The organism is Enterococcus sp. CSURQ0835 (assembly GCF_902706605.1).
Taxonomy (GTDB): domain Bacteria; phylum Bacillota; class Bacilli; order Lactobacillales; family Enterococcaceae; genus Enterococcus_A.
The window spans coordinates 133,611-156,717 of sequence record NZ_CACSLH010000001.1 but is presented as its reverse complement, the minus strand read 5'-3'; the positions used below and the strand labels follow the sequence as shown (position 1 = coordinate 156,717).

Sequence of the window (23,107 nt, the reverse complement as noted above, 5' to 3'; positions counted from 1 at the left end):
GTAGGAAACGATATGAGACGAGGAATACGTTATGACTTTGGCTTGCAGGCGTTGATGTTGATCCCAGTGGGAGTGTCTTTGAACGTGGTGGGCTATCAATTATGTACGATTTTAAAATTACCGGTGTTTATCGACCAGATCGGCACGTATTTAGTCGCGTTAGTAGCCGGGCCATGGGTCGGTTTGGTAACGGGGTTTTTAGGTAATGTCGTCAATGGGATGTTAAATCCAGTGGCGATTCCATATGGTCTAGTTTCGATGAGTATCGGTTTGTTGGCCGGATATTTTTCGCGGTTTAAATTCTTTACTAATTTGATTGGGATCGTGATCGCTTGTGCGTGTTTGACTGTTGTTTCAGCAGGAGCAGCGGCTTTAGTGACCGTCTTTTTATTTGGCGGGATCACTGGTGCTGGTACGGATTTGGTAACAGCGGCCTTTTTAGCTGCTGGGCAACAACTGTGGGATTCGGTTTTTTCCACGAATATCATCACTGGGTCGATCAATACAGTTTTGAATTTTGCGATCAGCTACCTAGTCGTCAAACGAATCCCGCCCCGGTTTTTAGTCAAATTGAATTATGGCGCGACTTATATCAAACAGGAGGTGCTACGGCATGCATAGTGCAATCGGGAAATGGTATCCTTCCACGAAATTGGTGATTGTTTTGACGGTCATTTTGATCAGTATGTTTTCGACTTTACCACTTGTACAAGTCATTTTGTTTGCAGCGGCAGTGTTGTTGAGTTTAGCAGCTGGCACGCTGGGAAATTTTTACAAAACGTTTTTCAAATCGATCTTTGTCATCGTCGTTTTTATCTTTTTAGTCCAAGTGTTTATCGTGCGAAATGAAGACAGCCAAATGATTTGGTGGTTCATCGGATATTCAAAGCTGGGGCTGGCTACTAGTATCGGGTTGAGCTCTCGCATTATCGCCATCAGTTCAATCATTATTTGGTTTTTCCAAGTCACCAGTGTCAAAGATATCGTTTCCGCATTGGAAAAGGCCCGCATTCCGAAAAAAGTGACGTTTGTGATCGCCGCAACGATTCAATTGGTACCTCAGATGACAAAACTTTCCCAAACGATCTCCGATGCGCAAAAAGCTCGTGGGATCGAAACGGAAGGCTCGGTTTTGACGCGAATGAAAGCTTTTATTCCGATGATGGGGCCCTTAGTATTGACTTCGATCCAGCAAACTGATGAACGGGTGTTGACCTTAGAGTCCCGAGGGTTTTCTGCACCAGTCCGCAAAACTTCTTATTACTCGGTTCAAAAAACTGGGATTGATCGGTTGCTCGTACTAGTTTGTGTGATGATTCTCGTAGCGTATTTTATAGGAGGACCCAAATGAGTTTGATTGAATTAAAACAAGTGACTTACCAGTACCCGTTAGATACGGAACCCGTGATCAAAGATGTATCACTTCAAATTGAAGCTGGAAAAGTATACGGCTTGATCGGCAGTAACCAAGCCGGTAAATCAACGTTGTGCAATATCATCCGCGGTTTTATCCCGGCATTGTTTTTTGGCGAGTTGACCGGTAGTGTGACGTATCAAGGCAAACCAGTCAGTGACTATAATATCGGGGCTTTAGCAGCTGAAATCGGCTACTCTTCACAAAATCCTTTCACGCAGATTTCAGGGGTCAAAGATAGTGTGGCTGAAGAGATCGCCTACGGTATGGAAAATATCGGCGTTGCGCCTGCAGTCATGCAAAAAAAAGTGACTGAGCTATTGCAATTGTTCCACTTAGAAGCGCTTCAAACGAAAAATCCATACGAGCTTTCAGGCGGACAAAAACAACGTGTCGCACTGGCTTCGATCGTAGCATTAGATCCGCAAGTGGTGATCTTAGATGAACCGACTTCGCAACTAGATCCGCAAAGTACCGAAGAAGTATTTCAAATCATTCAGCTTTTAAAATCACAAGGCAAAACGATCATCGTTGTCGAACATAAAGTTGATTTATTAGCGGAGTATTGTGATGAGATCATTTTACTTGCTGACGGACAAGTCGTTCAAAAAGGACCGGTCCAACAAATTTTCAGCGATCCAACGATTTTAACTTACGGTGGTGCACTACCTCAAATGGCGCTGTTTTTCTTAAACCAACTGCACCAAACAAATCAGATCCCGATCACGTTAGAAGAAGCGATCCAACAATTGAAAGGAGGGATCACGCGATGAGCTATTTAGAATTGCTTGACGTTAGCTTCAGCTACCCCAATGGTTTTGAAGCGACGCGAAATGTATCATTGCGTTTTGAATTAGGTGAAGCCGTGGCGATCATTGGGCAAAATGGCGCCGGCAAGACGACGACGGTCAAATTAATGAACGGTTTGTTGCGACCTACGAAAGGGCAAGTGAAGATTGCCGGGCAAACAACAAGTCAACTGACGACTGCTCAAATGGCCCAACATGTCGGCTATGTTTTCCAAAACCCTGATGACCAGATTTTTCAAGAAACGATTGAAAAAGAAATTGCGTTTGGCCCTAAAAATCAAAAACTGCCTGCTGAAGACGTAGCAAAACGAGTAGCAGATGCGGCCGCGTTTTGTGGTTTGACAGAAGTCTTAGCTGAGCATCCGTATAACTTGCCTTATTCCAAACGAAAATTTATCACGATTGCAGCTGTGATGGCAATGGACCCGGAAGTCGTGATCTTAGACGAACCTACCGCGGGGCAAGATCGTGAGTCGACAGAATTATTGGGGCGTTTGATCCAGGAATTAGTCAAACGCAACAAAGCGGTGATCACCATCACCCACGATATGGAATTTGTCGTCAACGAGTTTCAAAAAGTATTGGTCTTTGCGGATAAAGAATTACGCAAAGTGGGGACCCCGCGGAAAATTTTTTGGGATGACGCATTATTGACCTTTAGCGCATTGAAACAGCCGTACATTTGTCAGTTGGCTAAAGCGCTGGGATTACGCGATGTGCTGACGATGGACGAATTAGGAAAGCAGGTGGGCCGATGAGACAAATTTTGATCGATTGCGATCCTGGACATGATGATGCGCTGGCAATCATGACAGCTTTAGCTCATCCAAAAGAATTAGAGCTATTAGGCGTGACGACGATTGGTGGCAATCAAACATTGCAAAAAGTGACGCGCAACGCACAAAACATTTTACAGTTTTTAAACGCGACAGTTCCTTTAGCCGCAGGACAAGCCGGGCCGCTAGTCAAACCATTGCGCACGGCCCCTGAGGCTCATGGCGATAGCGGGATGGACGGTCCGTATTTTTCTGGGGAAACTTATCCCGTCAGCTCGCAGTCAGGTGTCGCTTTCCTTGCACAAAAAATTGCGGCGGCACCAGATCAAGTGACGTTAGTAGCATTAGGTCCTTTGACGAACATTGCGCTACTGATCAAAAATTATCCTGCTGCCGTTGAAAAAATCGCCGCGATCTCGTTAATGGGTGGCGGAATCCATCACGGCAATCAAACGCCGCTAGCTGAATTCAATATTTTTGTCGATCCCGAAGCAGCTGAAATCGTTTTTCAATCCGGTTTGCCGATCATTATGGCCGGTCTAGATGTAACAGAACAAGCGGCGATCACTGTCGAAGAGATTCAAACATTGAACGGTCGTGGTCCTGCCAGTCAGTTAGCGTATGAACTTTTATCTTTTTACAATCAATCAGGTCGTCAATTCGGGTTCATCGACTCACCGATCCACGACTTGTGTGCGGTGGCTTATTTATTAGCGCCTGAAATTTTTACTGGCGTCACCGCTGATATCCACGTGATCACCGATGAGACAGCAGCTCGCGGATTGACCTATGGTGATTTTCGTTTAACTGCACCGGAACCTAAAAATACCGTCGTCTTACAAACCGTTCAACGAGAAAAATTTGTGCGATTACTTAAAACTGCATTGACTCGGTTAGATGAGCAATTGGCAAAGTAAAAATAAGCTAGCGCGAAATTAACGATTGACGCGCTGGCTTTTTTCTAGTAAACTATGAATGTTGTAATTGTGGAACCCACAGCTACAACCGCTCAGAACAAGTCTTAAGTACGCGCGGCGTCACTTGGGATGGCGAGTCTAAGTCTATTATAAGGAGGTGCCACAAGCATGTACGCAATCATCAAAACTGGTGGTAAACAAATCAAAGTTGAAGAAGGCCAAGCAATCTACATTGAAAAATTAGATGCAGCAGCTGGAGAAAAAGTTGTCTTTGACCAAGTCGTTTTAGTCGGCGGAGAATCTACGAAAGTTGGAGCTCCAATTATCGAAGGTGCAACGGTTGAAGGTACTGTTGAAAAACACGGCAAACAAAAGAAAGTCGTGACATTCAAATACAAACCTAAAAAACATTCACACCGCAAACAAGGTCATCGTCAACCTTATACAAAAGTTGTGATCGACGCAATCAAAGCTTAATCAAAAGCAGGTGCGTAAATGATTCAAGGAACTTTTAAACGCAGTCATTCCGGTCAGATCAAAGCTTTCACGTTTACTGGTCATGCCGATTCGGGTCCTTACGGTAGTGATATCGTCTGTGCAGCGATTTCGACATTAGCCATCAGTACTGTCAATAGCTTAGAAGCTTTGGCAGGTGTGATCCCAGTGATCGAGACAAATGAAACGCAAGGTGGTTACCTGCACGTTGCATTACCGGTCCATGACAAAATGACCCAAGAGCAAATGAACATCAGCCAGATTTTGCTGGAACATTTATTGTTAGCAGCTCAATCGGTGGAAGATGAATATTTGGATTTTGTCCAAATTAAAACTGAAACTAAACAATAGGAGGTGCATACTCATGTTGATGCAAATGAACTTACAATTATTCGCCCACAAAAAAGGTGGCGGTTCGACTTCCAATGGTCGTGATTCAGAATCAAAACGTCTAGGTGCTAAACGTGCTGATGGCCAAACAGTTACAGGTGGTTCGATTTTATATCGCCAACGCGGGACTAAAATCTATCCAGGTGTTAACGTTGGAATCGGTGGCGATGATACATTGTTTGCAAAAGTTGACGGCGTAGTACGTTTCGAACGTAAAGGCCGCGACAAAAAACAAGTGTCTGTTTACCCAGTAGCTCAAGAAGCTTAATAAAGCATGCTAGAATCCTTATCAGACAAGGGTTCTAGCTTTTTTTATTTGGGTGAACAGACAATTGATTACACTTTTGATTACACTAAGTTTAGAAATTGGCAAATTTTGCTAATTTAGTAGCTGTTTCAGTCGTCACTTTTTTAGTAACATGAGTATAGATGTTCATAGTCATTTCAATGGAGCTATGGCCCAATCTAACTTGTGCTTCTTTCATAGTTGCACCAGCTTCAAATAACATAGACGCATGAGTATGCCGCCAGCCGTGAGTACCAATATCAGGTAGGTTTGCAAACTTTGCGACTCGTTGTGAGCGCATATAAATATTTTGGCGGTTTAAGTGTTGGCCATTTAAATCAGGAAAGACTATCTGACAGTTTTTTACTCGATTTGAAAAGAGAAGTTCTTTTTCTTTTAGCTGCCAACGTTTTAAAGTTCGTATCGTTTTATCATCTAGCGAGATGGTGCGGTACGAGCTTTTTGTTTTTGGCGATGAAACGATAAAGCCGTTCTTAGTTTGAGAGAGGTTTTTATTGACCGTCAAAGTCTTTTCTTCAAAATCAATATCTTTCCACGTCAAAGCCAGCGCTTCACCACCACGCAAACCGCTAAAGGCTAACAAGCGGTAAAATGTTTGATCAAACAAAGCAAAAAAGTAATAAAGCTTGTTCGCTTGATTCGTATTAAATACTCTATCCTCTAAAACCTTCATAACCTTTTGAACTTCCTCAACCGTATAAAACTTCACTTCTTTTTCTTTACGAGTCTTTTTAACTTTTGGCCGGATGACTTTATCAAATGGATTTACTTCAATTAGTCCAAGATTAATAGCAAAATCCATGATCTTAACAACGTATTGAAGGATTACTTTATAGACTTGTAATTTATCTGCCCATTCATTAACAGCTTGTTGAGCCATTTTAGGAGTAATCTGATTAAGTTTATAACTACCAAAAGTAGGTAAGACATGTAGAGTCATATAGCGTTCAGTTGCAATGCTAGTAGACTCCTTGACTGTTTTCTTATAACTATCAAACCAAAGTTCGTAGATCTCCTGAAACGTATTTTCAGTAGTTTTTTTGTCGTATTTTCCATTATTAAATTCAGTTCTCAACTTTGTGGCTTCAAGTTTTGCTGATTTTAGAGTAGGGAAGCCACGACGAGTAACACGGACTTTTTTTCCGGAAGCATCCACTCCTAAATAAAGTGAATTGAACATCCATGCTTTAGATCCGTTTTTCTTTGTATATTGCTTGAAATATCCTGACATTGTTTTCTCCTATCTGACCTGGGGCAAGGTAGATAAATAGAGATGTTTTATTTCTTATAATCAATTCCGAAAATACAGTTGTTGTATAGGAATGGCTTAATCTTGGATTTATCGGCAGTCTCATAATAATCAATCATGAGCTTATTAAAACGCCGTAAGTATTTCTCCTCTACGATCAACACACCAACACCAGCTTCGATCATGATCTTATTAGCAACGATACTAGCAGTTCGTTTGTTACCATCCCAAAATAGCTGAGACCGACAAGCGAATAAGAAGTAGTCTAGCGCTTTTTCAGTAGCAGAGTTGGAGCTGTTAAGTAGCTTCTCGATCCGCTCACTAGCCATCGCTTCATTCGGTACCTTGGGCTGGTAGAATGATCCCCCGATGCTGACATCGCCATTTCTAAGCGTATTAAGCATAGATTGTGGCAATTCGCCATAAGCAACCATCGAATGAATCGTTTTAATATATTCAAGGTCAAGCGATGCAGAAACATCCTCAAGTACATAATGCCAAGCGTTACGCAGGTTCAGGACCTTTTGAACATCATCTGTTTTAAGACCTGAAACACTCATACCATCAATGATCGTTTTAGTATCTGGAAATGTGATATTGATATTTTCCATTTTGGCTTGGCTATAAATGTTTTCCACAAGTGTTTTCTTTGCTAGGAAGATACTTTCATCTCTTTTAAGTTGGTATTTATCTTCAAACATGGCGGCTCCTTTCTCTTGCCTGATATTGACTTAGGGGTAAGGTATAGATGAAAATAAAAATATTTTTAGTTACCAATGTATAACTAATTAATGGTCACTTTCTTTTGTTATGCTTGAAAGTAGATTCTCAAAATAATCTTTTAGCTCTGAAATTCTAGGAAGTACTTTTTGCTCTATCTCATGACTGATTTTATCAGTTCTATTGCGACCTTGATCATCAAAATCATAGAGGTAAATGAAGCCTTCAACCTCACCATATAAATTTTCGGTTTCATCAAGTGCTTTTTTAACAAATCCAACATCATTAAATTCGTGGCCTTCAGCAACACGTCTAGCAGCAATACTTAAAGAACCCATTAACATTAGTCTATCGCTAAGATTAATATTGGAAGTTGTACTGTATTCGAGAGCATATTTAAAAATACGACCGTCTTTCTCGTTTTCTACTTTTTCTAGATAGTTATCGATTTCTATTTTTTCACTATCTGATAATTCACTCTTTTTTTTCTGAAATAAATGTAAAGGAAACTTAAATGAAGTCGATATAACTTTTTTCCATGCTATATAGTCATACATATTTTCTAAAAACAAATGATTCATTTTTCCTTCATTCTCTTTAAAAAAATCTACCCAGGGAGTATCCCATATTCCAGGATAATTTTCAGCATATGTCATAAGAAAAATTAATGATTCACTAAGAGATCCGTACAAAAGTTTTTCTAACGTAGTATTGCCTAAATTGCAGATAGCAGAGAGTCTAGAGGTATTCGGGAGGTTTTTCCCTTTTTCCCAATTATTTACAGCACCTTTACTTGTATCTAACTTTTTCCCAAACTCTTCCATACTAAGACCTAAAGCTACCCTTATATCTTTAATGCGTCTCCCAACAGCAATTTTGTCTACTTCATTCATTACTTCACCAACTTTCATACTGTTTATAAAGCATAATAAAAAAGTAAATTTTTGTAAAGAAATAGTTTGACTTAAAACAAAATTGATGCTATCTTTTGTAAAGAAAAGTAAAGGAGGGGTAAGGATGGCAAATAAGATTGCAGGTTATCGTAAAATGTTGGGATACACTCAAGAAACCATGGCTAAAGAATTTAAGATTTCTAAGCAAGCTTATCGCTTGAAGGAAAAAGGTGTAACACCGTTTAATGATAAAGAAAAAGTTTTGTTTAAAGAGATGCTACAAGTTATTTTTCCTCAAATTACTATCGATGAAATTTTTTTTAGCAAATAGTAAAGAAAAGTAAAGTTTTAAAAATTTTAAGAGGTGAATTAAATGGCAGAGATACGAGTAAAGCTTGCAGATGAGCAAGAGCAAGACTTAAAAAAATATTTTTATGAGATTGCTCTTGATACATTGCAGCAAGCGAAGAAAGACTTGGGCTTGGATCGAGATTTAGTTAATCGATCAGAGATTCAACAATGGTTAGATATTAGCCCACAATTCTTAGATGAATTAATGAGCTTAGGGCTACCCTATACTTTGATAGGAACGAAAAAATACTTTTTTAGTAAACAAGAAGTGAGAAAATTTATTATTGATTTTAAAAGAAAATAAGCGACCTGGGGCAACGGTTGTAATCAAAAAGTGTAATCAATATTGAAAATGATATACAAAGGCTCGTAGTTATTGGGTTTTATGAAGCTTCTTGAGCTACTAAATGTATTGAAAGGTGGTGAATTACATGAAGGTTGGACAATTTGCAAAAGTATTGAGATCTAAGTTTTTACCTAAAGGAGAGTTTGTTGAGTTGATTATGGATTTTCCGAATGGTGTTTTTCTATGCAGAAGTTCGAAAGGCAATTTTATTGTTGTTGAACAAAACTTGGAATTAGTAGAGGAGTAAATAAGTATGATTGAGGGTAAAAAAAGAGCCTTGTGCGGGAACACAAGACAGGCAAATTGCTTACTACGGCATTATTTGCTATTTCTTTTATTTTATCCTCTCAACGTTAGTAAATCAAGCGATAAAAGAAACGAGGAAGAATAATGAATGAATTTTTAGATACAACAGAAACTTTTGTAAAAAATATTAATAATTCTTTGATCGAACATGATCAGTGGATTGATTCTTTTGAAATATTATTAGATAAAATGATGGATCTCCAAACTCAGCCTAATGTAGTTGGAGCCGATTTTGCAAGGCTCTTAAGTATGCTAGAAGTATTAATTAAGTCGATGAAGTATGCACAAGATATTGATGAGGATGCAGTGCTGGTGTACGAAAAGAGGAAATTAAAACCGTTTAGAGAAAAATTGAATGTTTTAGATGGTTTGGGGGCTTAGATGTGGCGAATCGTAGAATGATCAGTAATACAGTAGTTAGAACAGCTAGATTTTTAAGGATGCCACCAACTACTCAAAATCTATACTTCCACTTAGTTTTAAATACGGATGATGATGGCGTAGTAGAAGCATTTCCAGTAATGCGCCTTATCGGAGCTACTGAGGACGATTTGAAAATATTGGTTGAAAAAGTATTTGTCTATTTATTGAATGAAGATTTAGTAGTGTATATAAGTGATTGGAATGAGCAAAATACTATTAGATCGGATAGAAAAGTAGATAGTGTATACAAAAATCTTTTGTTAAAAATAGTTCCTGATATTGAGTATAAAGAATCCACTAAAAAGAATGGTCAGTCAGTTGTCAGACAAATGTCTGGCAAAAGTCAGCAAGATGACCGCCTAAGTAAAGATAAGTTAAGTAAAGACAAGTTAAGAGAAGGTAGTAGTAATGATGATGATGCTCTAAACGTAGGTATTCAAAACGTAGATATAGGAAATGAAGACACTAATATTAACAATCTTAATAATAACAGTTCAAAAAGTAACAGTAGTAGTAAAGAAGAACCTTTAAAATCAGTTTTTACCTTTTGGGAACAAAATGGTTTTGGGACAATGTCGCCAATCATAATTGAACATTTTACAAAATGGGTAAAAGACTTTACAGAGATAGGTGCTACTACTACGGCTGCTATTGAGTTGATTTTACACGCCCTGGGGATAGCCGTAGACAACGGAGTAAAGAAATACGCTTATGTGAATAAAATCTTAACAGACTGGGAACAACAACGTTATCTGACTGTTGATCAAGTCAAAGCAGAAGACAAGAAGAAAAAACCTGATAGCAAACGTCAATGGCCTAATTATGGTGAAAGCACACCTTTAAAAAATACAGGATCAAGTGAATATGATGATTTAGGCTGGTAGGAGGTAGAGCATGGATTTATTAAGTGGGCTACCTAAAGAAGTAGCCAATAATTTAATGGAACACTCTAAAGGGATTATCGAGACGGATGAACCGTGTGAGAAACATCCAAGATATAACAAGCTTCTTTTTCCTAACGGTAACTTACTTTGTCCGGTTTGCTATCGGGAAATTAGAGATAGTCTTGTAACGGGGGAAAAGAGCAATGAATACTTTGCAGATACTGTAGAAGGCCGACGAAAATATTTATATAAGCAAAGCGTTGTATCAAATAAAGCTGTTTTAGATCGAGGGTTCAAAACGTTCTTTGCTAAAACGGAAAAAGAAAAGCGACTACTAGAACAAGCGAAGCTACTGATAGAACCCATCGCAAGCGGTGAAGCATGGACTATTTATTTGCAAGGGAGACCTGGTAGTGGTAAATCTCATTTGGCGATATCGATTGCAAAAAATGCTAATGCCTTAGCAAATGGAAAGCGTGTTTTATTCATGAATTTTCCCACGTTGCAGCAAAGAATAAGAGCCAGTTACAACCAGCCAAATAGCTCAGATAGTGAAGGAAAGTTCATTGATCAAATGATTCGTGCGGATATTTTAGTTTTGGATGATATTGCAAGTGAAATCAATCCGATGGAGATCACAGGACGTGTGACAGACTTTTCAGCCCGTATTTTATACGCTGTGATGGACGCAAGGGCAGAAAATAAACCAACAATCATTACTAGCAATATCCCTTGGGCTGATTTAAAGGAACTTTTGGATCCACGAGTTTATTCAAGAATGAGCTACAAGAATAAGGTGATCTCATTTGAAGGAGTAAACGACAAGAGAAAGAGAACCTAGTGTCGCAAATTGCGACGTTAGGTATTATCAAGAAATTGAGAGAGCTTATCCTGACGTTTCTGACACCTTAAAAAGGACTATGGGGCTTCATTATCTGAGAGTACCTAAAAGAAAAATTAAAAGGAGTGAGTAAATGAGACCCTTAACAACTATTGAAAGTGATGTTTTGGATGTTATTCCTATGAGTAAAGAACGAACGATTTCTATCCGTGAGATCAGTCAATTGATCGGAGTAGATGAACGAACCATTTACAAAGTAGTGAATAGTTTGCGTGAAAACGGCGTGCCAGTGTGCGCCTTGCGAGCTGGAGAAAATCGAGGGTACTTTATTGCAACGACTGAACAAGAGCGTGAAGAGGGTGTTAGAGCCTATAAAGCACAGGTAAAAGAAATGAACGCGCAGATTGATTGGATCGAAGGAGCCGACTTAGCTGATTGGCCAAAGCAGCTTAAACGAGTAGGAGAAGTGCAATGAAAAAAATGATAGTAGAGCTACTAAAAGATGGGAAGCCACAGAAGATTGAGATTTTGCCGCCGGATTATGGACAAGTGATTTTAACCTTTCATGATGGTAAACTAAAGCTAATCGAAGAAAACAAAAAGACACAACTTAAATAAAGAAGTCCTACCTGAAAACAGGCGGATATAAGCACAAGCGAGTGAGATTCTGGCTAGGTGTTTGTATCTGCCTTTTTATTTTTTATCTACAGGGGTGAAAAGTGGTGATGCAACTTGATTATGATAAAAAGCAAACACTAAAAAACGTGCGAGAGTTTCTAAGGCATGGGCAAAAAATTAGAACGGTCTATCAGTCATCTCTTTCTATTCGATCACATAGCGACTATTCATTGGCACCTAGCTTCGCGCAAGGAGATCATTCAAAACAAGTTGAAAAAGCCGCCTTGTTACGAGTAGAAGCTAAAGAAGAGTGGCAAGAGATCGAGAGCGCACTCGATGCGATTAGCGAGGAAGAAAAGCAATTATTGATGGGGAAATACCTAGCAATTTTTCCCGTGTCAACGGATAAATTTTGTATTGAATTAAATGTTTCAGAGCGGACGTTTTACCGGATGTTAAACAAAGCACTGGAAGAGTTCGCTTTTTGTTATCGAGGTGGTGAGCTTGTCGCATGGACCTATTAACAAAAGAGTTAAACGAAAGAGTTACTAGGGCCAATGCTAAAAAAGTTCTGAAACTCTATAAAAAATTAGAACGCCAAACAGGTAAAAGTTTTAGTCTAAGAAGCCCTATTTTATCTGAAATGCCTAAAGGTCCATTTAATGCCACTATGTTGGAAGATCGCTTGATTCGTCAAATGGATGCAGAACGAGAGTGCTTAGAAATACTTAAAGCAGTAGAACTTTTAGAAGAACGTGAGAAGCAAATAATTCAGCTAGCTTATATATCTGCAACACAATACACCAATTATAAAATAGGCCGGGAATTACAATATAGCGAGCGGACTATTGAACGATTTAAGAGTGGTGCATTAATTCAATTTGCTTATGCGTATAAAAATGGTGAGTTACTTGTATGGAAATAAAAAAGCACCAAGCTTTCGCTTAGCGCTTCGTGGATTAATTAATATCAGCAATCAATTATACCACGGAGGTATGTCATGAATCAAAAAGAGCTGTTTAATCTGATTGATAAATACCGGTCATACAAGCGATTTATAAAATCTGATTCACTTACCATAGCCATCCAGAGATTAGAACGATCAGCTAAGTTTGGTTGCCAACATGCACTTTTGGAAAAAGAGGTAACTTGTTGGGGATTTATGGGAAGGATGGATAGTTTAATTGAATTGCTACCAGATTCAGAACGTCAGTTCGTTAAAAGTGTTTTGAGTATAAATACCTATGAGAAAGCTAACACCTCTCAAATCGCAAAAGAAGCGGGTATTTCATCATATAAAGTTAAGCAGTTTTTAGATCGTGTTTTAGCAGAGTTTAATCAAAAAGAAAAGAGGTGAGTAGATGACAGCAAAAGAAAAGCACAAGCCTAAACGTGGCGCTCCTTATGGAAATACAAATGCTGTAGGGAATAATGGTGGCGCTCCGTTTGGAAACTTAAATGCTGAAAAGCATGGGTTTAACACAAATATACCCTATCGAATTAGATTGCAACGTTTTATTGAATTGAGTAATGCTGCAACCTTGACTCGTTCAAAGTTGCGTTTGGTTGCAAAACAACTCAAATAAGAAAAATTGATTTATCCGACCTCTTAAAAAAGCACATAGAAAACTGAATACAAAAAAATAATCGAAAGAAGGAAATTATTATGGCAGCAAAAAATCCAAAAATCAAAGAAGACTTAAAAAAGGTAATTGAAAAAATCGGTACTGAATTTGATCCAGAGAACTTAGATCAGTATGTGGATGATGTGTTAAAGGTATTTGATGAAGATCCTAACATGGATGAAGTAAAGAAAGGTTTAGGACTAAAAAAAGAGGAGGATAAAAAATAATGAATTATGAAATTACAAAAGAATTACTAGCAGAGCAACAAGCACGGTTTAAAGATATTGATGATCAATTAGCTTTATTAAATACTACTATTCAAGAATTAGAGAATGAGCAGTCGGATATAAAAGGGAAGTCTTTCTTTGTTGGTAAAGCGAAGAAGTTATCTGAAATCACTGGTGAGTTAGAAGAAGCTGATAAAGAAAAATCAATTTTATTGGAACAGCGCATCAAGTTATTATTATCTTCAAATGACGTGATGGGTTTAGTTGATAAGATGGCTGTTAAAGCAGATGAGCGGTTTAATGATGAAATCATGAATGAATTAAATAGCCATGTAGCAGCAATTAACGAGCTGATTAAGAAAGGTTCTGATTTTGATAGTAAACTATCAGAAGAAATACGTTCCGATATTGCTGAATTAACACCTTATCTTGATGAAGATGATAAAAAGCAACTAAGCGCTCATGTAACATATAGACGGTTTAACACCGGTGTTACTCATGCAATCCACCAGCTTGATGATAGAGCGCTGCATGGCTGGTCATAAGCAATCGTAAAAAATAACTTTGAAGTCAGTCGAGAGGCTGGCTTTTTGTATATTAAACACAGTTTTGTGGTAAGTAAAAGATGGGGAAGATGTTTCTTTGTTAATCCATCACATGGAGGCTTTTTACTATTGGCAGTAATAGACTACCGCCTTAGGTAAGGTAATTGTTACGATAAGTCGGACAAATCGGCCACCATAATAAAGATGCATAATGTGAACGCACGTTCCTTTTTGTGGTATAATATGTCATAATCCTTATGATTATATCTGCTAGGGAAGCTTTAGAAAACGCTTGTTTTCGGGGCTTTCTTTTGTTTTAATTGTGATAGCAGATGAATCGGAAAGAAGGATTATTAATGGCGTATATCTATTTTGCAAAAATGAATATCAATAGAGAGATTTATGAAGTTTATAACGACCCTAAAAAGTTTCCTGAATTTATAAATCAAATTGTTGATGGTATTTGGAAAGGAAAAACTTCAATTCATGATGAAAAAGGTGGGGAATATAAATTATTTGGTGTGGATAACAATTTTGACAATGAATATCTAATGGGAAACTTGGGATACATAAAAGAAGGGATTCATTCATCATTTGATAGAGAAAATGACAAAGCAATTGATGTTTTTGATAAGGACAAGTTAGATTATGTTGCCTTCTATTTTAATTATAGATATGAAATGGTTGCATATACAACATCTTCAAAAATTCGTCAAAAGAATTTTTTAGAAATTTTTCAAAAACTAATTTTGGCAAATGCTGAAATAGGTGTTGAATTTGTTCCTCAAACGAATACGACAGATTTGAAAAAGGAAATTGCCAATTTTAGTAGATTAAAAAGAATTGACTTAAAAATAGTACCCTCCAATGATGACAGCGATCCTATGCAAGATTTATTTGGAATAACGTCTAATACCATGGAACAAATAAATGCTAATAGGATTGAGCAAAACTATGTTTCAACTCAATCTGAGGGATTGGATAAAGATAGCGTTCCTGTAAAAAAAGTGATACAAGGAATATCCGAAGGGTACGGAGAAGGTAAGTTTATTGGTGAAGATACGAGTGGGGAATCTAAAGAAGTAGACTCTTCCAAAACGGTTCCATTTAGACAAACGGTTTCTTCAATTAATTCTAAAGATAAGCAGATAGTTTCTGAAAAAGGAAGAGCAGGATTACTTAAAATACTTGAGTTTAGAAAAAGAGAGTGATGCTGATGTTCAAAAAAATTTCTGATAATATAAAAAGATGGAAAGATTTTAAAACGGCCGAGGATTACTATAATGTAAAAGACCAAAGGCTATTGCCTTTGATTATATCAACAAATAAATTAAAGGATGTTTATCATTCAAAAGAAGCGGCAGTTTCGTTTATATTAGCTACAATCTTCACAGCTATTACTGGTTTGATAATAAAGTTTTCTGTAACTAATATTTCAGATAAATTACTGGATCTTCTAGGAATTCAAATAGGAGCACAGATAGGATTGCTTGGTTTTTTAATTGGCGGTGCAGCATTACTGACGGGGAGTATCAGTATTGATATGATAAAAAAATAGATATAAGTAAAGCTTTCCATCAATTATTAGCATTGCTAGTCCCATTCTATTTATTGGGAGTTATCTTAGGTGTGTCTTTATTAATATCAATATTTACCTATTTGGTTGTTCTGATTGAGTTACCATTCAACATAGGACTAACAGCATTTTTATCTTTTATTAATTATTATTTTTTGTTTTTTTCACTGATTTCTTCAATCATGTTGTTAGGGACATGTATACGTATATTTATTTTGAGGTATAAACTTGAATCAGTTGTTATAAAAAATAATAAAGATGAAAAAGAATGATAATAACTCGAAACGTCCGATTTTTATCCATCCTTCAATTGTTGTAAAATTTACTGATATTAGAAATAAAAACCGCCCACAAGAATGAACGGCTGCCCCAGATCAATATTTTTTGATTACACTTTTTGATTGCAAAAATGATTACACTTAATTTTTTTCAGTTAATTTAATAAATGAAAAACCGCATGATATTAGGCTTTTTTTAGCCTAGTGTAGTTACCTTAAAGGTACTCGGTTCTTTACCCAGTCGCTCAAGAAGCTTAAATCAAAGCAGCCTTACCTCTATTTTGTTAGAGGTAAGGCTTTTTTTTGAGTAAAAATTTTGCTTCGTGTAACAAGCATTGCTCAATTTAAAAAAATTATCTCCGGTAAGAATTTACGGGAGGCATTGATTTATGTTCGTAAAATCGCAAAGCAAAATACTCGAGTGGATAGCGAAACAACAGAAAGAAAAAACTATACCACAGCGTCTTATCAAGAGAAATCAAGACGCCTTTACCAATAAATAAATCAGTTAGGATACACGCTACAGCGATCAGCGAAAAGATTGCTTGATAAAATGTTAAGATAATCGAATTCGTTTTGATTTTTACGCTTTGCCACTGGAAAGTATCACCGTGTTCCTCATCTTTTTGTCGTTTGTAAGCATCAACTAATAGACGAAAAGTCAGCAACATTAAGAGTCCTAAAACACTCAAAAATTTAATCATCGCGTTTTCCTCCTAAATTAAACAGATATCAATTGTCATGCGGTTACTTGAATGGATGCCTATGAGCTTATGAGAAAGAATAATTTGCAAAGAGAATACTTAAGCCGATCCCGAAAAAGATGATCGTAAAGACTAGGCTGCTCCACAAGCTCAACATGATAAATGGCGAAGTAGTTTGATCCCCTTTTTGTCTAAGCTGAATAAAAGCCCTTCGAGTCATCATAAATTGCCACAAACTGATTAATAAAAAAACCAACGCTAACCCATATCGCATAATATTTTTCTCCTTTTAAATAGAAGATAGCATCTTTTGAAAACGTTATCAAAAGGTACACTAGCAAACAACTTGCTTTCACATGGCTGAAGTTCACTCGTTTGATGAACAGATCGAGTGGAGGTATTCCGTGTAACGACTTGAAATAGTTGTATTAGCAACATTCTACTAAACGTAGAGTGACAAAAAGAGTCGTTAAACGTATACTTCGAAGTGAACAGCGTTGAAAAATTTTTAAGTCCAAGGAGCGAATCAATGAACTTTTTAAGTCGACAGTTGAAAAAATATCGCACAGAAAATGAACTGACACAAAAACAATTAGCGGAACAACTTTTTGTATCGGATAAAGCAATCTCGAAATGGGAGACTGGAAGAGGCTTTCCTGATGTAGAAAGCTTACCTAAAGTAGCGGCATTACTTGATTTGACTGTGGATGATCTGTTAAATGAGCGTGCTGTGAGCGATTATTTCGAATATAAAAGCGAACGCTGTTTGAAACAATGGCCACTTTTGCATATCGTCTTACCAAGAGTTAAAAAAGTAGCTGTCATGAATAACCCTAGCTACTTTAAGCTCGGATATAAAATTCCAACTGCTACAGGAGTGATTGCAATTGGTTTACGGGCAACAGGCGTGATTAGTATCGGAGTCTTAGCTCAAGGTGTGTTCGCGTTAGGCTTTTTATCAGTGGGAATTATTTCGCTCGGCCTTTTTGGAATCGGACTATTGGCCTTGGGGGATCTTTCACTGGGACTGTTGGCGATTGGCAATGTCGGGTGCGGTCTTTTGGTGATCGGCAATTGCGTTGCGGGCGTACTCGCAAGTGGAAATTTGACTTTTGGTTGGGTTGCAATCGGTAATCAAAGCTACGGTTGGTACCATTTTTCGTTAGGTGATGATTTTACTTTTGTGATGTATCAAAATGCAGTCGAAAAAATACACGAAAAGTTGCAATTACCGTTAGTGGATGTTTTTTACCGCATTACACTTTGGCTAGGCAGTCACCCAGTCATAATAGGTGTTTTAGTTTTAGGATTGTTATTGGGGATCTTGTCGCCAATCGGGATCATTTATCTGAAACGCAAACCGCTTTTTAGCTCAGGTGAGGTTTAGTCTTTTATTCGCTTTTTCTCCTTGATTTTTCCTGGCTGACCGCACATAATGTAGACAAAAATCGAGGTGTTCAACATGGCATTTATTCCAATTTTTCAAACCTTTTATACTAAAATCAGCGCGCTCTTTTTAAAAATCGGTTTACTGTTAGGTGGCTTAGCTGTACTAGCGACGCTGTATTTGTATCCGCGCCTGCCGGAGATCATCCCCACCCATATGAGTGCTCTGGGAAATTTTGATGGGTTCGATCACAAGCAAACGATCTTTTTGTTGCCGATCTTATTGGTCATCAGTGGCTGTATCATGTCACTAGCCAAAATGGATCGCTATTTTCCTAAGTATTCCTTCATTAATGTGGTCAGTAAATGTATTTGGTTTTTACTCAACTTAGTCATCTGGTTTGGTGTGTTGTATTTTTACATCGCTTACTTTAAAATAGCGCGTTAAACTTTCCCGCTGACTGAAAAATATGGGTATAATAAAGAAGCAAACAATTTAGAAAGTAGGGATTTCATGCTAACAATGGGTTTTATTGGGTTAGGGAAAAGCACGCACCGCTATCATTTACCATATTTACGGACGCGAGAAAATATTACGGTCAAAACGATTTATAATCGTTCCCCAAAACCTGCGACGCCAGAAACTGCGGGGATTCATTTGACGACAGACTTGGATGAATTATTAAATGATCCGGCAATCAAATTAGTGACGATCGCCACACCGGCTGCCACTCATTATGAATTTGCCAAACAAGTCATTGAAGCTGGGAAACATGTCATCGTGGAAAAACCCTTTGCTGCATCGGTCAAAGAAGCTAAAGAACTTTTAGCACTAGCGGCTGAAAAAGGTGTCATGGCGATGCCGTATCAAAATCGGCGTTTTGATGGCGATTATTTAGCTTTGAAACAAGTGGTAGAGCGCGGGTATTTAGGTGACATGTTAGAAGTTGAGATGCACATGGATCATTTTCGACCAGATCAGACAGCTCATCTTGGACCAAAAGAAGAAGGAAATTTTTATGGGTTAGGAGTTCATACGATTGATCGAATGCTTGCGCTATTTGGGCGACCAACTGCTGTCAGCTACGATATTCGATCGCTGCGCAATCCAGCAAGTGTTGACGATTATTTTGAAGCGGATCTCTTTTACGGTGAACGTTTGAAGGTTAAAGTGAAGACTTCCTTTTTAGTTGCGACGCCTTACCCGCAAGTCATCGCTCACGGAACACAAGGTAGCTTCATTAAATACGGAGAAGACCAGCAAGAAAATGATCTAAAAGCAGGGATCATGCCAGGAGTTCCTGATTTTGGGATTGATTCGCCAAAAAATTATGGGACGCTGCATTATCTAAATGCCAATGGGGATTGGATCGATAAACAATTGCCGACGCCATTAGGTGATTATGGTCGGGTGTATGATGCTGCGTATGAAACGATCATCAACGGAAAAGCTAAGTTGGTCTCGGATGATGAAATTTTAACGAATATCGAGATTTTAGAAAATGGGTTTGCAAAACCTAGTCCCAGTGTGTATCACTTAAATTAAGTTATCTTTTGAAAATTGACTTTATTCTTGTTAAGCTAGATAAGAGGAGTCGATTGTTATGAGTAAACAAGATGAGAAGGAACGACATATTCAGCGCTTAGGCCGGATCGCATCGGTGCTGTCGGTTTTGATGTATGTATCATACATTCCCCAGATCATGAATAATTTACAAGGGGCAAAAGGAAATCCGATCCAGCCGTTTGTGGCGATGGTCAATTGTACCTGCTGGGTGATCTATGGTTTTATGAAAAAGAATCGTGATTGGCCGTTAGTGATCGCCAATGTCCCAGGGATTTTTCTAGGTGCGATTACTTTCTTCACGGCATTATAATAGTAGAATCACGATAAAAGATGCGCCAGAACAGTCAATGTTCTGGCCTTTTTGTTTTGCTGTGGTCGATTTTTTCTCATCTCTTCTTAACAGTGTATTTCTTTTTAACTAAAAAATTTGACTTTTTAAGAAATGTTATAGATGATTGAGATGGAGTAATACACTGAAAAAGTAGGTGAGTGGATGGAAAGAAGGATTGACCGCGTATTTGAATATGTCCAAAAAGTCGGAGGACGTCAGGGGTTGACGACTAACGAGGTAGCCGAAGCACTGGATATTCAGCGGACTAATGCTAGTAAAGATTTGAACTTATTGGTAAAAGAAGGAACGTTAGCGAAAACAAATAGTCGTCCAGTTCGTTACTTTGAAAATCAGCATGCAACTGTAAACGCACCACTACAGGTGAAAAGTGAACGACCGACAGCTGCGATCCAACCAGAAAAGAAAATCTTGTCAACGAACAAAGGCGATGTTTTCTCACGGATCATCGGCTCGACTGGAAGTATGCGTAACGCGGTGGAGCAAGCGAAGGCCGCGATTTTATATCCGCCAAAAGGATTGAATTGTTTGATCACCGGTCCCACTGGCTCAGGGAAAACTTTTTTTGCGCATGCGATGTTTCAATTTGCACAGTCAAAAGGCGTGATCGAACAAGCGCGGGAGTTAGTCGTTTTCAACTGCGCCGATTATGCGAATAATCCTGAGTTGTTGATGAGTCATTTGTTCGGCTATACAAAAGGCGCTTTTACAGGAGCCGATAGTGATAAAGCCGGCTTGATCCAACAAGCAGATGGTAGCATGTTGTTTTTAGATGAGATTCACCGCTTGCCGCCAGAAGGACAAGAGATGATTTTTTATTTTATGGATCATGGTAGCTACAATCGATTGGGGGAGACTGGAAAAAATCATTTTGCCGATGTACGGATCGTGGGAGCGACGACAGAAGATCCGCACTCTTCGTTATTAGATACATTTGTGCGTCGAATTCCGATCAATATCCAAATGCCAGCGTTCAATAAACGCCCGCCAGTTGAACAGATCGATCTAGTCAAAGTCATGGTGGCAATGGAAGCAAACCGCATTCAAAAAAAGATCACGCTGACTGAAGATGTGGTCAAAGCTCTATTGGGTAGTGTGTCTTATGGTAATGTCGGGCAACTGAAGTCGAATGTCCAATTGATCTGTGCGCGGGGCTTTATGAATCACATGACCCAAGATGAGATCCATATTACGTTGAATGATGTGACTGACGGGATCAAATCCGGTTTGGTCCAGCTGTCAGCGGATCGGTTGAAACTACCAGATATCTCACCTTACTTAGAACCGGAGATGGTCGTCACCCCGTATGAGATTGATGATCTGATTCGCACGGATACATATGAGTTGCCGTATAATCTCTATGATATTATTGGTGATAAAGCGACACTCTTAAAAACGGAAGGCCTTGATCAAGAAACGATCAATCATTTTATTTCAACTGACATCAATTTGCATTTGAAATCATTTTATAAAGATCATGGCTTTACCTTTGATACCGAGACTCGTTTAGCGGAGTTCGTCGATAAAAATGTGATCGAGTTGAGTAATAAGATCGCGGCACTGGTCAGTGAACGGCTCAACTGTTTCTTTCAACAAAATTTTGTTTACGCGATGAGTTTGCATATCTCTTCTTTTTTGAAAAAGATCCATATCGGAGAGACCCGTGAAACAAATGCGAATATTCGCGAGATGGCAACGGATTTTCCAGCTGAATTTGAAGTAGCCCAAGAGATCCGGCGCTTAGTCGAAACTGAATTTCATGTGGAGATTCCTGACAGTGAAGATTATTATTTAACTGTCTTACTCGTTTCACTGCGAGAAGACCATCCAACGGGCAAGATCGGGGTAGTGGTAGCGGCACACGGCATGAGTACCGCGACTTCGATGGTCCAAGTCGTCCGCGAATTATTAGACGTCAATAATTTGATCGCTGTCGATATGCCGTTAGATATGCATCCGCGTGTTGCATTTGAAAAAATTCGTGAAGCGGCTGTGCAGATCGACGAAGGTAGCGGGGTGTTGTTGATGGTAGACATGGGGTCACTAGCAACTTTCAACGATGAGATCCAAAAAGATACAGGGATCACGATGCGGACGTTAGATATGGTCACAACGCCTTTAGTTGTTGAAGCCGCTCGTAAATCAAGTGTCTTAGGATCAGATTTAGAAGAGTTGTATAATTCACTGAAAAGTTTCCGCGGTTACGGACAAGTGGTCAAAGAAACGAAAACTCCGCGCACTAAACAAGCGATTTTAGCGATATGCGCTTCCGGCGAAGGAACAGCTCAGCGCTTAAAAGAAATTATTGAACGGCCACTGAAAAAACGCAAAGATGAAACGATTGAAGTCCTGACGCTTTCCGTTGTAAATATGAATGAGCGTCTAGCTTCGATCCAAGACCAGTATCAAGTTATTGCGACTACGGGAATCGTTGATCCAAAACTTGCGGCACCTTATATCCCAATGGAAAAATTTATCAATGATGAAACCGATCATGTATTGGATGAATTGTTTTTAGAAACCGAAAGTGAAAGTACGGCGGAAGTCGAGTTGACCGATGAAAGTGCCTATACACTATGTTTAAATTTTATGGAAGAAAGTTTTACTTTTATCAATCCGAAAAAAATCATTGAACCACTTTGGCGTTTGGCGACTGAATTGATCACAACAAAAGGTGATTCGGAAGATTATGCGACGCGCTTGAATCTGGTCATGCATCTAGCTGGTATGATTGAGCGCGGGATCTTAAAAGAACCATTAGCAGTTGATCCGGTCGCATTAAATGAATACCAACAGTTCGTTCATGATCAGCAAATCGAACAAGCGTTGAATCATTTAGCGGACCAATTGAATATTACGATCCCTGAGTCAGAACGTTATTATGTTTATCAAATCGTCAAAGATCACACGAAAGCAAAAATCAATTAACGATACACAAAAAGGATACAGTTTACTGTATCTTTTTTGTGTATCGTTTTTTAGTGAGTAATTCACTTGATTTTATATTAGTGTATTTTGGCACGCTTCTTGCTTTATAAAAAGTGTGGACTCAGGAGGTGAACGATGATCCATCAATCTCATTATCAGAATCCAACTGATAATCGTTGTTAG

Annotated in this window: 34 protein-coding genes and 1 other annotated feature; of the genes, 29 read left to right on the top strand and 5 right to left on the bottom strand. The window is 38.5% G+C overall.

Features of this window, described 5'->3' with window-relative positions; translation table 11 throughout:
- The first annotated feature begins 12 nt into the window (after positions 1-12).
- The 8 genes from GVJ38_RS00800 to rpmA all read left to right on the top strand — a co-directional run bounded on the left by GVJ38_RS00800 (position 13) and on the right by rpmA (position 5,069).
- Positions 13-621 (top strand): ECF transporter S component, encoded by a 609-nt coding sequence (locus GVJ38_RS00800; RefSeq protein ID WP_159721260.1) that lies wholly within the window; start codon positions 13-15, stop codon positions 619-621.
- Positions 614-1,351, top strand: a complete 738-nt coding sequence (locus tag GVJ38_RS00795; RefSeq protein ID WP_159721259.1) for an energy-coupling factor transporter transmembrane component T — start codon at positions 614-616, stop codon at positions 1,349-1,351. The genes GVJ38_RS00800 and GVJ38_RS00795 overlap by 8 nt, the downstream gene beginning before the upstream one ends.
- The gene (locus GVJ38_RS00790) at positions 1,348-2,187 is read left to right on the top strand and encodes an energy-coupling factor ABC transporter ATP-binding protein (protein WP_159721258.1); all 840 of its coding nucleotides are present in this window, start codon (positions 1,348-1,350) and stop codon (positions 2,185-2,187) included. The genes GVJ38_RS00795 and GVJ38_RS00790 overlap by 4 nt, the downstream gene beginning before the upstream one ends.
- Positions 2,184-2,981, top strand: a complete 798-nt coding sequence (locus GVJ38_RS00785; protein ID WP_159721257.1) for an energy-coupling factor ABC transporter ATP-binding protein — start codon at positions 2,184-2,186, stop codon at positions 2,979-2,981. The genes GVJ38_RS00790 and GVJ38_RS00785 overlap by 4 nt, the downstream gene beginning before the upstream one ends.
- Positions 2,978-3,916, top strand: a complete 939-nt coding sequence (locus tag GVJ38_RS00780; RefSeq protein WP_159721256.1) for a nucleoside hydrolase — start codon at positions 2,978-2,980, stop codon at positions 3,914-3,916. Before GVJ38_RS00785 ends, GVJ38_RS00780 begins: the two co-directional genes overlap by 4 nt.
- A gap of 76 nt (positions 3,917-3,992) precedes the next feature.
- Positions 3,993-4,066, top strand: a sequence feature (ribosomal protein L21 leader region).
- Positions 4,067-4,084: 18 nt separating this feature from the next.
- Positions 4,085-4,393, top strand: a complete 309-nt coding sequence (gene rplU, locus GVJ38_RS00775) for a 50S ribosomal protein L21 (protein ID WP_159721255.1) — start codon at positions 4,085-4,087, stop codon at positions 4,391-4,393.
- A gap of 18 nt (positions 4,394-4,411) precedes the next feature.
- A complete protein-coding gene (locus GVJ38_RS00770) occupies positions 4,412-4,762 on the top strand; it encodes a ribosomal-processing cysteine protease Prp (protein WP_159721254.1) in 351 nt (116 codons plus the stop codon).
- A gap of 13 nt (positions 4,763-4,775) precedes the next feature.
- On the top strand, positions 4,776-5,069 hold the full coding sequence (gene rpmA, locus GVJ38_RS00765; RefSeq protein WP_159721253.1) for a 50S ribosomal protein L27: 294 nt from the start codon (positions 4,776-4,778) through the stop codon (positions 5,067-5,069).
- Between the two features lie 91 nt (positions 5,070-5,160).
- On the opposite strand, the gene GVJ38_RS00760 is transcribed toward rpmA, so the two are convergent.
- The 3 genes from GVJ38_RS00760 to GVJ38_RS00750 all read right to left on the bottom strand — a co-directional run bounded on the left by GVJ38_RS00760 (position 5,161) and on the right by GVJ38_RS00750 (position 7,970).
- Positions 5,161-6,339: a tyrosine-type recombinase/integrase gene (locus GVJ38_RS00760; RefSeq protein ID WP_159721252.1), complete on the bottom strand. Its 1,179-nt coding sequence runs from the start codon at positions 6,337-6,339 to the stop codon at positions 5,161-5,163.
- 47 nt (positions 6,340-6,386) lie between these two features.
- Positions 6,387-7,058, bottom strand: coding sequence for a Fic family protein (locus GVJ38_RS00755; protein WP_159721251.1), 672 nt, complete (start codon positions 7,056-7,058; stop codon positions 6,387-6,389).
- A gap of 87 nt (positions 7,059-7,145) precedes the next feature.
- Positions 7,146-7,970 (bottom strand): helix-turn-helix domain-containing protein, encoded by an 825-nt coding sequence (locus GVJ38_RS00750; protein ID WP_159721250.1) that lies wholly within the window; start codon positions 7,968-7,970, stop codon positions 7,146-7,148.
- Positions 7,971-8,094: 124 nt separating this feature from the next.
- Here GVJ38_RS00750 and GVJ38_RS00745 point away from each other — a divergent pair, with 124 nt between their 5' ends.
- The 16 genes from GVJ38_RS00745 (at position 8,095) to GVJ38_RS00670 (ending at position 15,694) form a co-directional block, all read left to right on the top strand.
- Positions 8,095-8,301, top strand: coding sequence for a helix-turn-helix transcriptional regulator (locus tag GVJ38_RS00745; protein ID WP_070557866.1), 207 nt, complete (start codon positions 8,095-8,097; stop codon positions 8,299-8,301).
- Positions 8,302-8,343: 42 nt separating this feature from the next.
- Positions 8,344-8,625 carry a hypothetical protein gene (locus GVJ38_RS00740; protein ID WP_090404565.1) on the top strand — a complete coding sequence of 94 codons (282 nt, stop codon included), beginning with the start codon at positions 8,344-8,346 and terminating at the stop codon, positions 8,623-8,625.
- 127 nt (positions 8,626-8,752) lie between these two features.
- Positions 8,753-8,914 carry a hypothetical protein gene (locus GVJ38_RS00735; protein ID WP_159721249.1) on the top strand — a complete coding sequence of 54 codons (162 nt, stop codon included), beginning with the start codon at positions 8,753-8,755 and terminating at the stop codon, positions 8,912-8,914.
- 143 nt (positions 8,915-9,057) lie between these two features.
- Positions 9,058-9,354: a hypothetical protein gene (locus GVJ38_RS00730; protein WP_159721248.1), complete on the top strand. Its 297-nt coding sequence runs from the start codon at positions 9,058-9,060 to the stop codon at positions 9,352-9,354.
- A gap of 2 nt (positions 9,355-9,356) precedes the next feature.
- Positions 9,357-10,280, top strand: a complete 924-nt coding sequence (locus tag GVJ38_RS00725) for a DnaD domain-containing protein (protein ID WP_159721247.1) — start codon at positions 9,357-9,359, stop codon at positions 10,278-10,280.
- 10 nt (positions 10,281-10,290) lie between these two features.
- On the top strand, positions 10,291-11,121 hold the full coding sequence (locus tag GVJ38_RS00720; protein WP_159721246.1) for an ATP-binding protein: 831 nt from the start codon (positions 10,291-10,293) through the stop codon (positions 11,119-11,121).
- 133 nt (positions 11,122-11,254) lie between these two features.
- Positions 11,255-11,596 (top strand): HTH domain-containing protein, encoded by a 342-nt coding sequence (locus tag GVJ38_RS00715; RefSeq protein ID WP_159721245.1) that lies wholly within the window; start codon positions 11,255-11,257, stop codon positions 11,594-11,596.
- Positions 11,593-11,739 carry a hypothetical protein gene (locus GVJ38_RS00710; protein WP_159721244.1) on the top strand — a complete coding sequence of 49 codons (147 nt, stop codon included), beginning with the start codon at positions 11,593-11,595 and terminating at the stop codon, positions 11,737-11,739. The genes GVJ38_RS00715 and GVJ38_RS00710 overlap by 4 nt, the downstream gene beginning before the upstream one ends.
- Positions 11,740-11,846: 107 nt before the next feature.
- On the top strand, positions 11,847-12,263 hold the full coding sequence (locus tag GVJ38_RS00705; protein ID WP_235032774.1) for an ArpU family phage packaging/lysis transcriptional regulator: 417 nt from the start codon (positions 11,847-11,849) through the stop codon (positions 12,261-12,263).
- The gene (locus tag GVJ38_RS00700) at positions 12,251-12,664 is read left to right on the top strand and encodes an ArpU family phage packaging/lysis transcriptional regulator (RefSeq protein WP_159721242.1); all 414 of its coding nucleotides are present in this window, start codon (positions 12,251-12,253) and stop codon (positions 12,662-12,664) included. Before GVJ38_RS00705 ends, GVJ38_RS00700 begins: the two co-directional genes overlap by 13 nt.
- 75 nt (positions 12,665-12,739) lie before the next feature.
- Complete coding sequence (locus GVJ38_RS00695; protein ID WP_090404588.1) at positions 12,740-13,096, top strand: hypothetical protein; 357 nt, start codon at positions 12,740-12,742, stop codon at positions 13,094-13,096.
- Between the two features lie 4 nt (positions 13,097-13,100).
- Positions 13,101-13,325, top strand: a complete 225-nt coding sequence (locus GVJ38_RS00690; protein WP_159721241.1) for a hypothetical protein — start codon at positions 13,101-13,103, stop codon at positions 13,323-13,325.
- 80 nt (positions 13,326-13,405) lie between these two features.
- On the top strand, positions 13,406-13,591 hold the full coding sequence (locus GVJ38_RS00685; protein WP_090404593.1) for a hypothetical protein: 186 nt from the start codon (positions 13,406-13,408) through the stop codon (positions 13,589-13,591).
- On the top strand, positions 13,591-14,136 hold the full coding sequence (locus GVJ38_RS00680; RefSeq protein ID WP_159721240.1) for a hypothetical protein: 546 nt from the start codon (positions 13,591-13,593) through the stop codon (positions 14,134-14,136). Before GVJ38_RS00685 ends, GVJ38_RS00680 begins: the two co-directional genes overlap by 1 nt.
- A 356-nt stretch (positions 14,137-14,492) precedes the next feature.
- Entirely contained in the window at positions 14,493-15,347 is an 855-nt protein-coding gene (locus tag GVJ38_RS00675) for a DUF4747 family protein (protein ID WP_070557878.1), read from the top strand.
- A gap of 5 nt (positions 15,348-15,352) precedes the next feature.
- Positions 15,353-15,694, top strand: a complete 342-nt coding sequence (locus tag GVJ38_RS00670) for a hypothetical protein (RefSeq protein ID WP_159721239.1) — start codon at positions 15,353-15,355, stop codon at positions 15,692-15,694.
- Positions 15,695-16,343: 649 nt separating this feature from the next.
- On the opposite strand, the gene GVJ38_RS00665 is transcribed toward GVJ38_RS00670, so the two are convergent.
- Positions 16,344-16,694 (bottom strand): hypothetical protein, encoded by a 351-nt coding sequence (locus GVJ38_RS00665; protein WP_159721238.1) that lies wholly within the window; start codon positions 16,692-16,694, stop codon positions 16,344-16,346.
- A 67-nt stretch (positions 16,695-16,761) separates the two neighbouring features.
- Complete coding sequence (locus tag GVJ38_RS00660) at positions 16,762-16,968, bottom strand: hypothetical protein (RefSeq protein ID WP_159721237.1); 207 nt, start codon at positions 16,966-16,968, stop codon at positions 16,762-16,764.
- Positions 16,969-17,223: 255 nt separating this feature from the next.
- Here GVJ38_RS00660 and GVJ38_RS00655 point away from each other — a divergent pair, with 255 nt between their 5' ends.
- The 5 genes from GVJ38_RS00655 (at position 17,224) to GVJ38_RS00635 (ending at position 22,924) form a co-directional block, all read left to right on the top strand.
- The gene (locus GVJ38_RS00655) at positions 17,224-18,081 is read left to right on the top strand and encodes a helix-turn-helix transcriptional regulator (protein WP_159721236.1); all 858 of its coding nucleotides are present in this window, start codon (positions 17,224-17,226) and stop codon (positions 18,079-18,081) included.
- 75 nt (positions 18,082-18,156) lie between these two features.
- A complete protein-coding gene (locus tag GVJ38_RS00650; RefSeq protein WP_159721235.1) occupies positions 18,157-18,528 on the top strand; it encodes a DUF1648 domain-containing protein in 372 nt (123 codons plus the stop codon).
- A 66-nt stretch (positions 18,529-18,594) separates the two neighbouring features.
- A complete protein-coding gene (locus GVJ38_RS00645) occupies positions 18,595-19,626 on the top strand; it encodes an oxidoreductase (RefSeq protein ID WP_159721234.1) in 1,032 nt (343 codons plus the stop codon).
- Positions 19,627-19,684: 58 nt separating this feature from the next.
- The gene (locus tag GVJ38_RS00640; RefSeq protein WP_159721233.1) at positions 19,685-19,957 is read left to right on the top strand and encodes a SemiSWEET family transporter; all 273 of its coding nucleotides are present in this window, start codon (positions 19,685-19,687) and stop codon (positions 19,955-19,957) included.
- Positions 19,958-20,140: 183 nt separating this feature from the next.
- The gene (locus GVJ38_RS00635) at positions 20,141-22,924 is read left to right on the top strand and encodes a sigma 54-interacting transcriptional regulator (RefSeq protein WP_159721232.1); all 2,784 of its coding nucleotides are present in this window, start codon (positions 20,141-20,143) and stop codon (positions 22,922-22,924) included.
- The last annotated feature ends 183 nt before the right edge of the window (positions 22,925-23,107 follow it).

Bases quoted from the DNA above. Each gene is read 5' to 3' on its own strand.
- GVJ38_RS00800 (WP_159721260.1), top strand. From the start codon at position 13: ATGAGACGAGGAATACGTTATGACTTTGGCTTGCAGGCGTTGATGTTG.
- GVJ38_RS00795 (WP_159721259.1), top strand. From the start codon at position 614: ATGCATAGTGCAATCGGGAAATGGTATCCTTCCACGAAATTGGTGATT.
- GVJ38_RS00790 (WP_159721258.1), top strand. From the start codon at position 1,348: ATGAGTTTGATTGAATTAAAACAAGTGACTTACCAGTACCCGTTAGAT.
- GVJ38_RS00785 (WP_159721257.1), top strand. From the start codon at position 2,184: ATGAGCTATTTAGAATTGCTTGACGTTAGCTTCAGCTACCCCAATGGT.
- GVJ38_RS00780 (WP_159721256.1), top strand. From the start codon at position 2,978: ATGAGACAAATTTTGATCGATTGCGATCCTGGACATGATGATGCGCTG.
- rplU (WP_159721255.1), top strand. From the start codon at position 4,085: ATGTACGCAATCATCAAAACTGGTGGTAAACAAATCAAAGTTGAAGAA.
- GVJ38_RS00770 (WP_159721254.1), top strand. From the start codon at position 4,412: ATGATTCAAGGAACTTTTAAACGCAGTCATTCCGGTCAGATCAAAGCT.
- rpmA (WP_159721253.1), top strand. From the start codon at position 4,776: ATGTTGATGCAAATGAACTTACAATTATTCGCCCACAAAAAAGGTGGC.
- GVJ38_RS00760 (WP_159721252.1), bottom strand. From the start codon at position 6,339: ATGTCAGGATATTTCAAGCAATATACAAAGAAAAACGGATCTAAAGCA.
- GVJ38_RS00755 (WP_159721251.1), bottom strand. From the start codon at position 7,058: ATGTTTGAAGATAAATACCAACTTAAAAGAGATGAAAGTATCTTCCTA.
- GVJ38_RS00750 (WP_159721250.1), bottom strand. From the start codon at position 7,970: ATGAATGAAGTAGACAAAATTGCTGTTGGGAGACGCATTAAAGATATA.
- GVJ38_RS00745 (WP_070557866.1), top strand. From the start codon at position 8,095: ATGGCAAATAAGATTGCAGGTTATCGTAAAATGTTGGGATACACTCAA.
- GVJ38_RS00740 (WP_090404565.1), top strand. From the start codon at position 8,344: ATGGCAGAGATACGAGTAAAGCTTGCAGATGAGCAAGAGCAAGACTTA.
- GVJ38_RS00735 (WP_159721249.1), top strand. From the start codon at position 8,753: ATGAAGGTTGGACAATTTGCAAAAGTATTGAGATCTAAGTTTTTACCT.
- GVJ38_RS00730 (WP_159721248.1), top strand. From the start codon at position 9,058: ATGAATGAATTTTTAGATACAACAGAAACTTTTGTAAAAAATATTAAT.
- GVJ38_RS00720 (WP_159721246.1), top strand. From the start codon at position 10,291: ATGGATTTATTAAGTGGGCTACCTAAAGAAGTAGCCAATAATTTAATG.
- GVJ38_RS00715 (WP_159721245.1), top strand. From the start codon at position 11,255: ATGAGACCCTTAACAACTATTGAAAGTGATGTTTTGGATGTTATTCCT.
- GVJ38_RS00710 (WP_159721244.1), top strand. From the start codon at position 11,593: ATGAAAAAAATGATAGTAGAGCTACTAAAAGATGGGAAGCCACAGAAG.
- GVJ38_RS00705 (WP_235032774.1), top strand. From the start codon at position 11,847: ATGCAACTTGATTATGATAAAAAGCAAACACTAAAAAACGTGCGAGAG.
- GVJ38_RS00700 (WP_159721242.1), top strand. From the start codon at position 12,251: ATGGACCTATTAACAAAAGAGTTAAACGAAAGAGTTACTAGGGCCAAT.
- GVJ38_RS00695 (WP_090404588.1), top strand. From the start codon at position 12,740: ATGAATCAAAAAGAGCTGTTTAATCTGATTGATAAATACCGGTCATAC.
- GVJ38_RS00690 (WP_159721241.1), top strand. From the start codon at position 13,101: ATGACAGCAAAAGAAAAGCACAAGCCTAAACGTGGCGCTCCTTATGGA.
- GVJ38_RS00685 (WP_090404593.1), top strand. From the start codon at position 13,406: ATGGCAGCAAAAAATCCAAAAATCAAAGAAGACTTAAAAAAGGTAATT.
- GVJ38_RS00680 (WP_159721240.1), top strand. From the start codon at position 13,591: ATGAATTATGAAATTACAAAAGAATTACTAGCAGAGCAACAAGCACGG.
- GVJ38_RS00675 (WP_070557878.1), top strand. From the start codon at position 14,493: ATGGCGTATATCTATTTTGCAAAAATGAATATCAATAGAGAGATTTAT.
- GVJ38_RS00670 (WP_159721239.1), top strand. From the start codon at position 15,353: ATGTTCAAAAAAATTTCTGATAATATAAAAAGATGGAAAGATTTTAAA.
- GVJ38_RS00665 (WP_159721238.1), bottom strand. From the start codon at position 16,694: ATGATTAAATTTTTGAGTGTTTTAGGACTCTTAATGTTGCTGACTTTT.
- GVJ38_RS00660 (WP_159721237.1), bottom strand. From the start codon at position 16,968: ATGCGATATGGGTTAGCGTTGGTTTTTTTATTAATCAGTTTGTGGCAA.
- GVJ38_RS00655 (WP_159721236.1), top strand. From the start codon at position 17,224: ATGAACTTTTTAAGTCGACAGTTGAAAAAATATCGCACAGAAAATGAA.
- GVJ38_RS00650 (WP_159721235.1), top strand. From the start codon at position 18,157: ATGGCATTTATTCCAATTTTTCAAACCTTTTATACTAAAATCAGCGCG.
- GVJ38_RS00645 (WP_159721234.1), top strand. From the start codon at position 18,595: ATGCTAACAATGGGTTTTATTGGGTTAGGGAAAAGCACGCACCGCTAT.
- GVJ38_RS00640 (WP_159721233.1), top strand. From the start codon at position 19,685: ATGAGTAAACAAGATGAGAAGGAACGACATATTCAGCGCTTAGGCCGG.
- GVJ38_RS00635 (WP_159721232.1), top strand. From the start codon at position 20,141: ATGGAAAGAAGGATTGACCGCGTATTTGAATATGTCCAAAAAGTCGGA.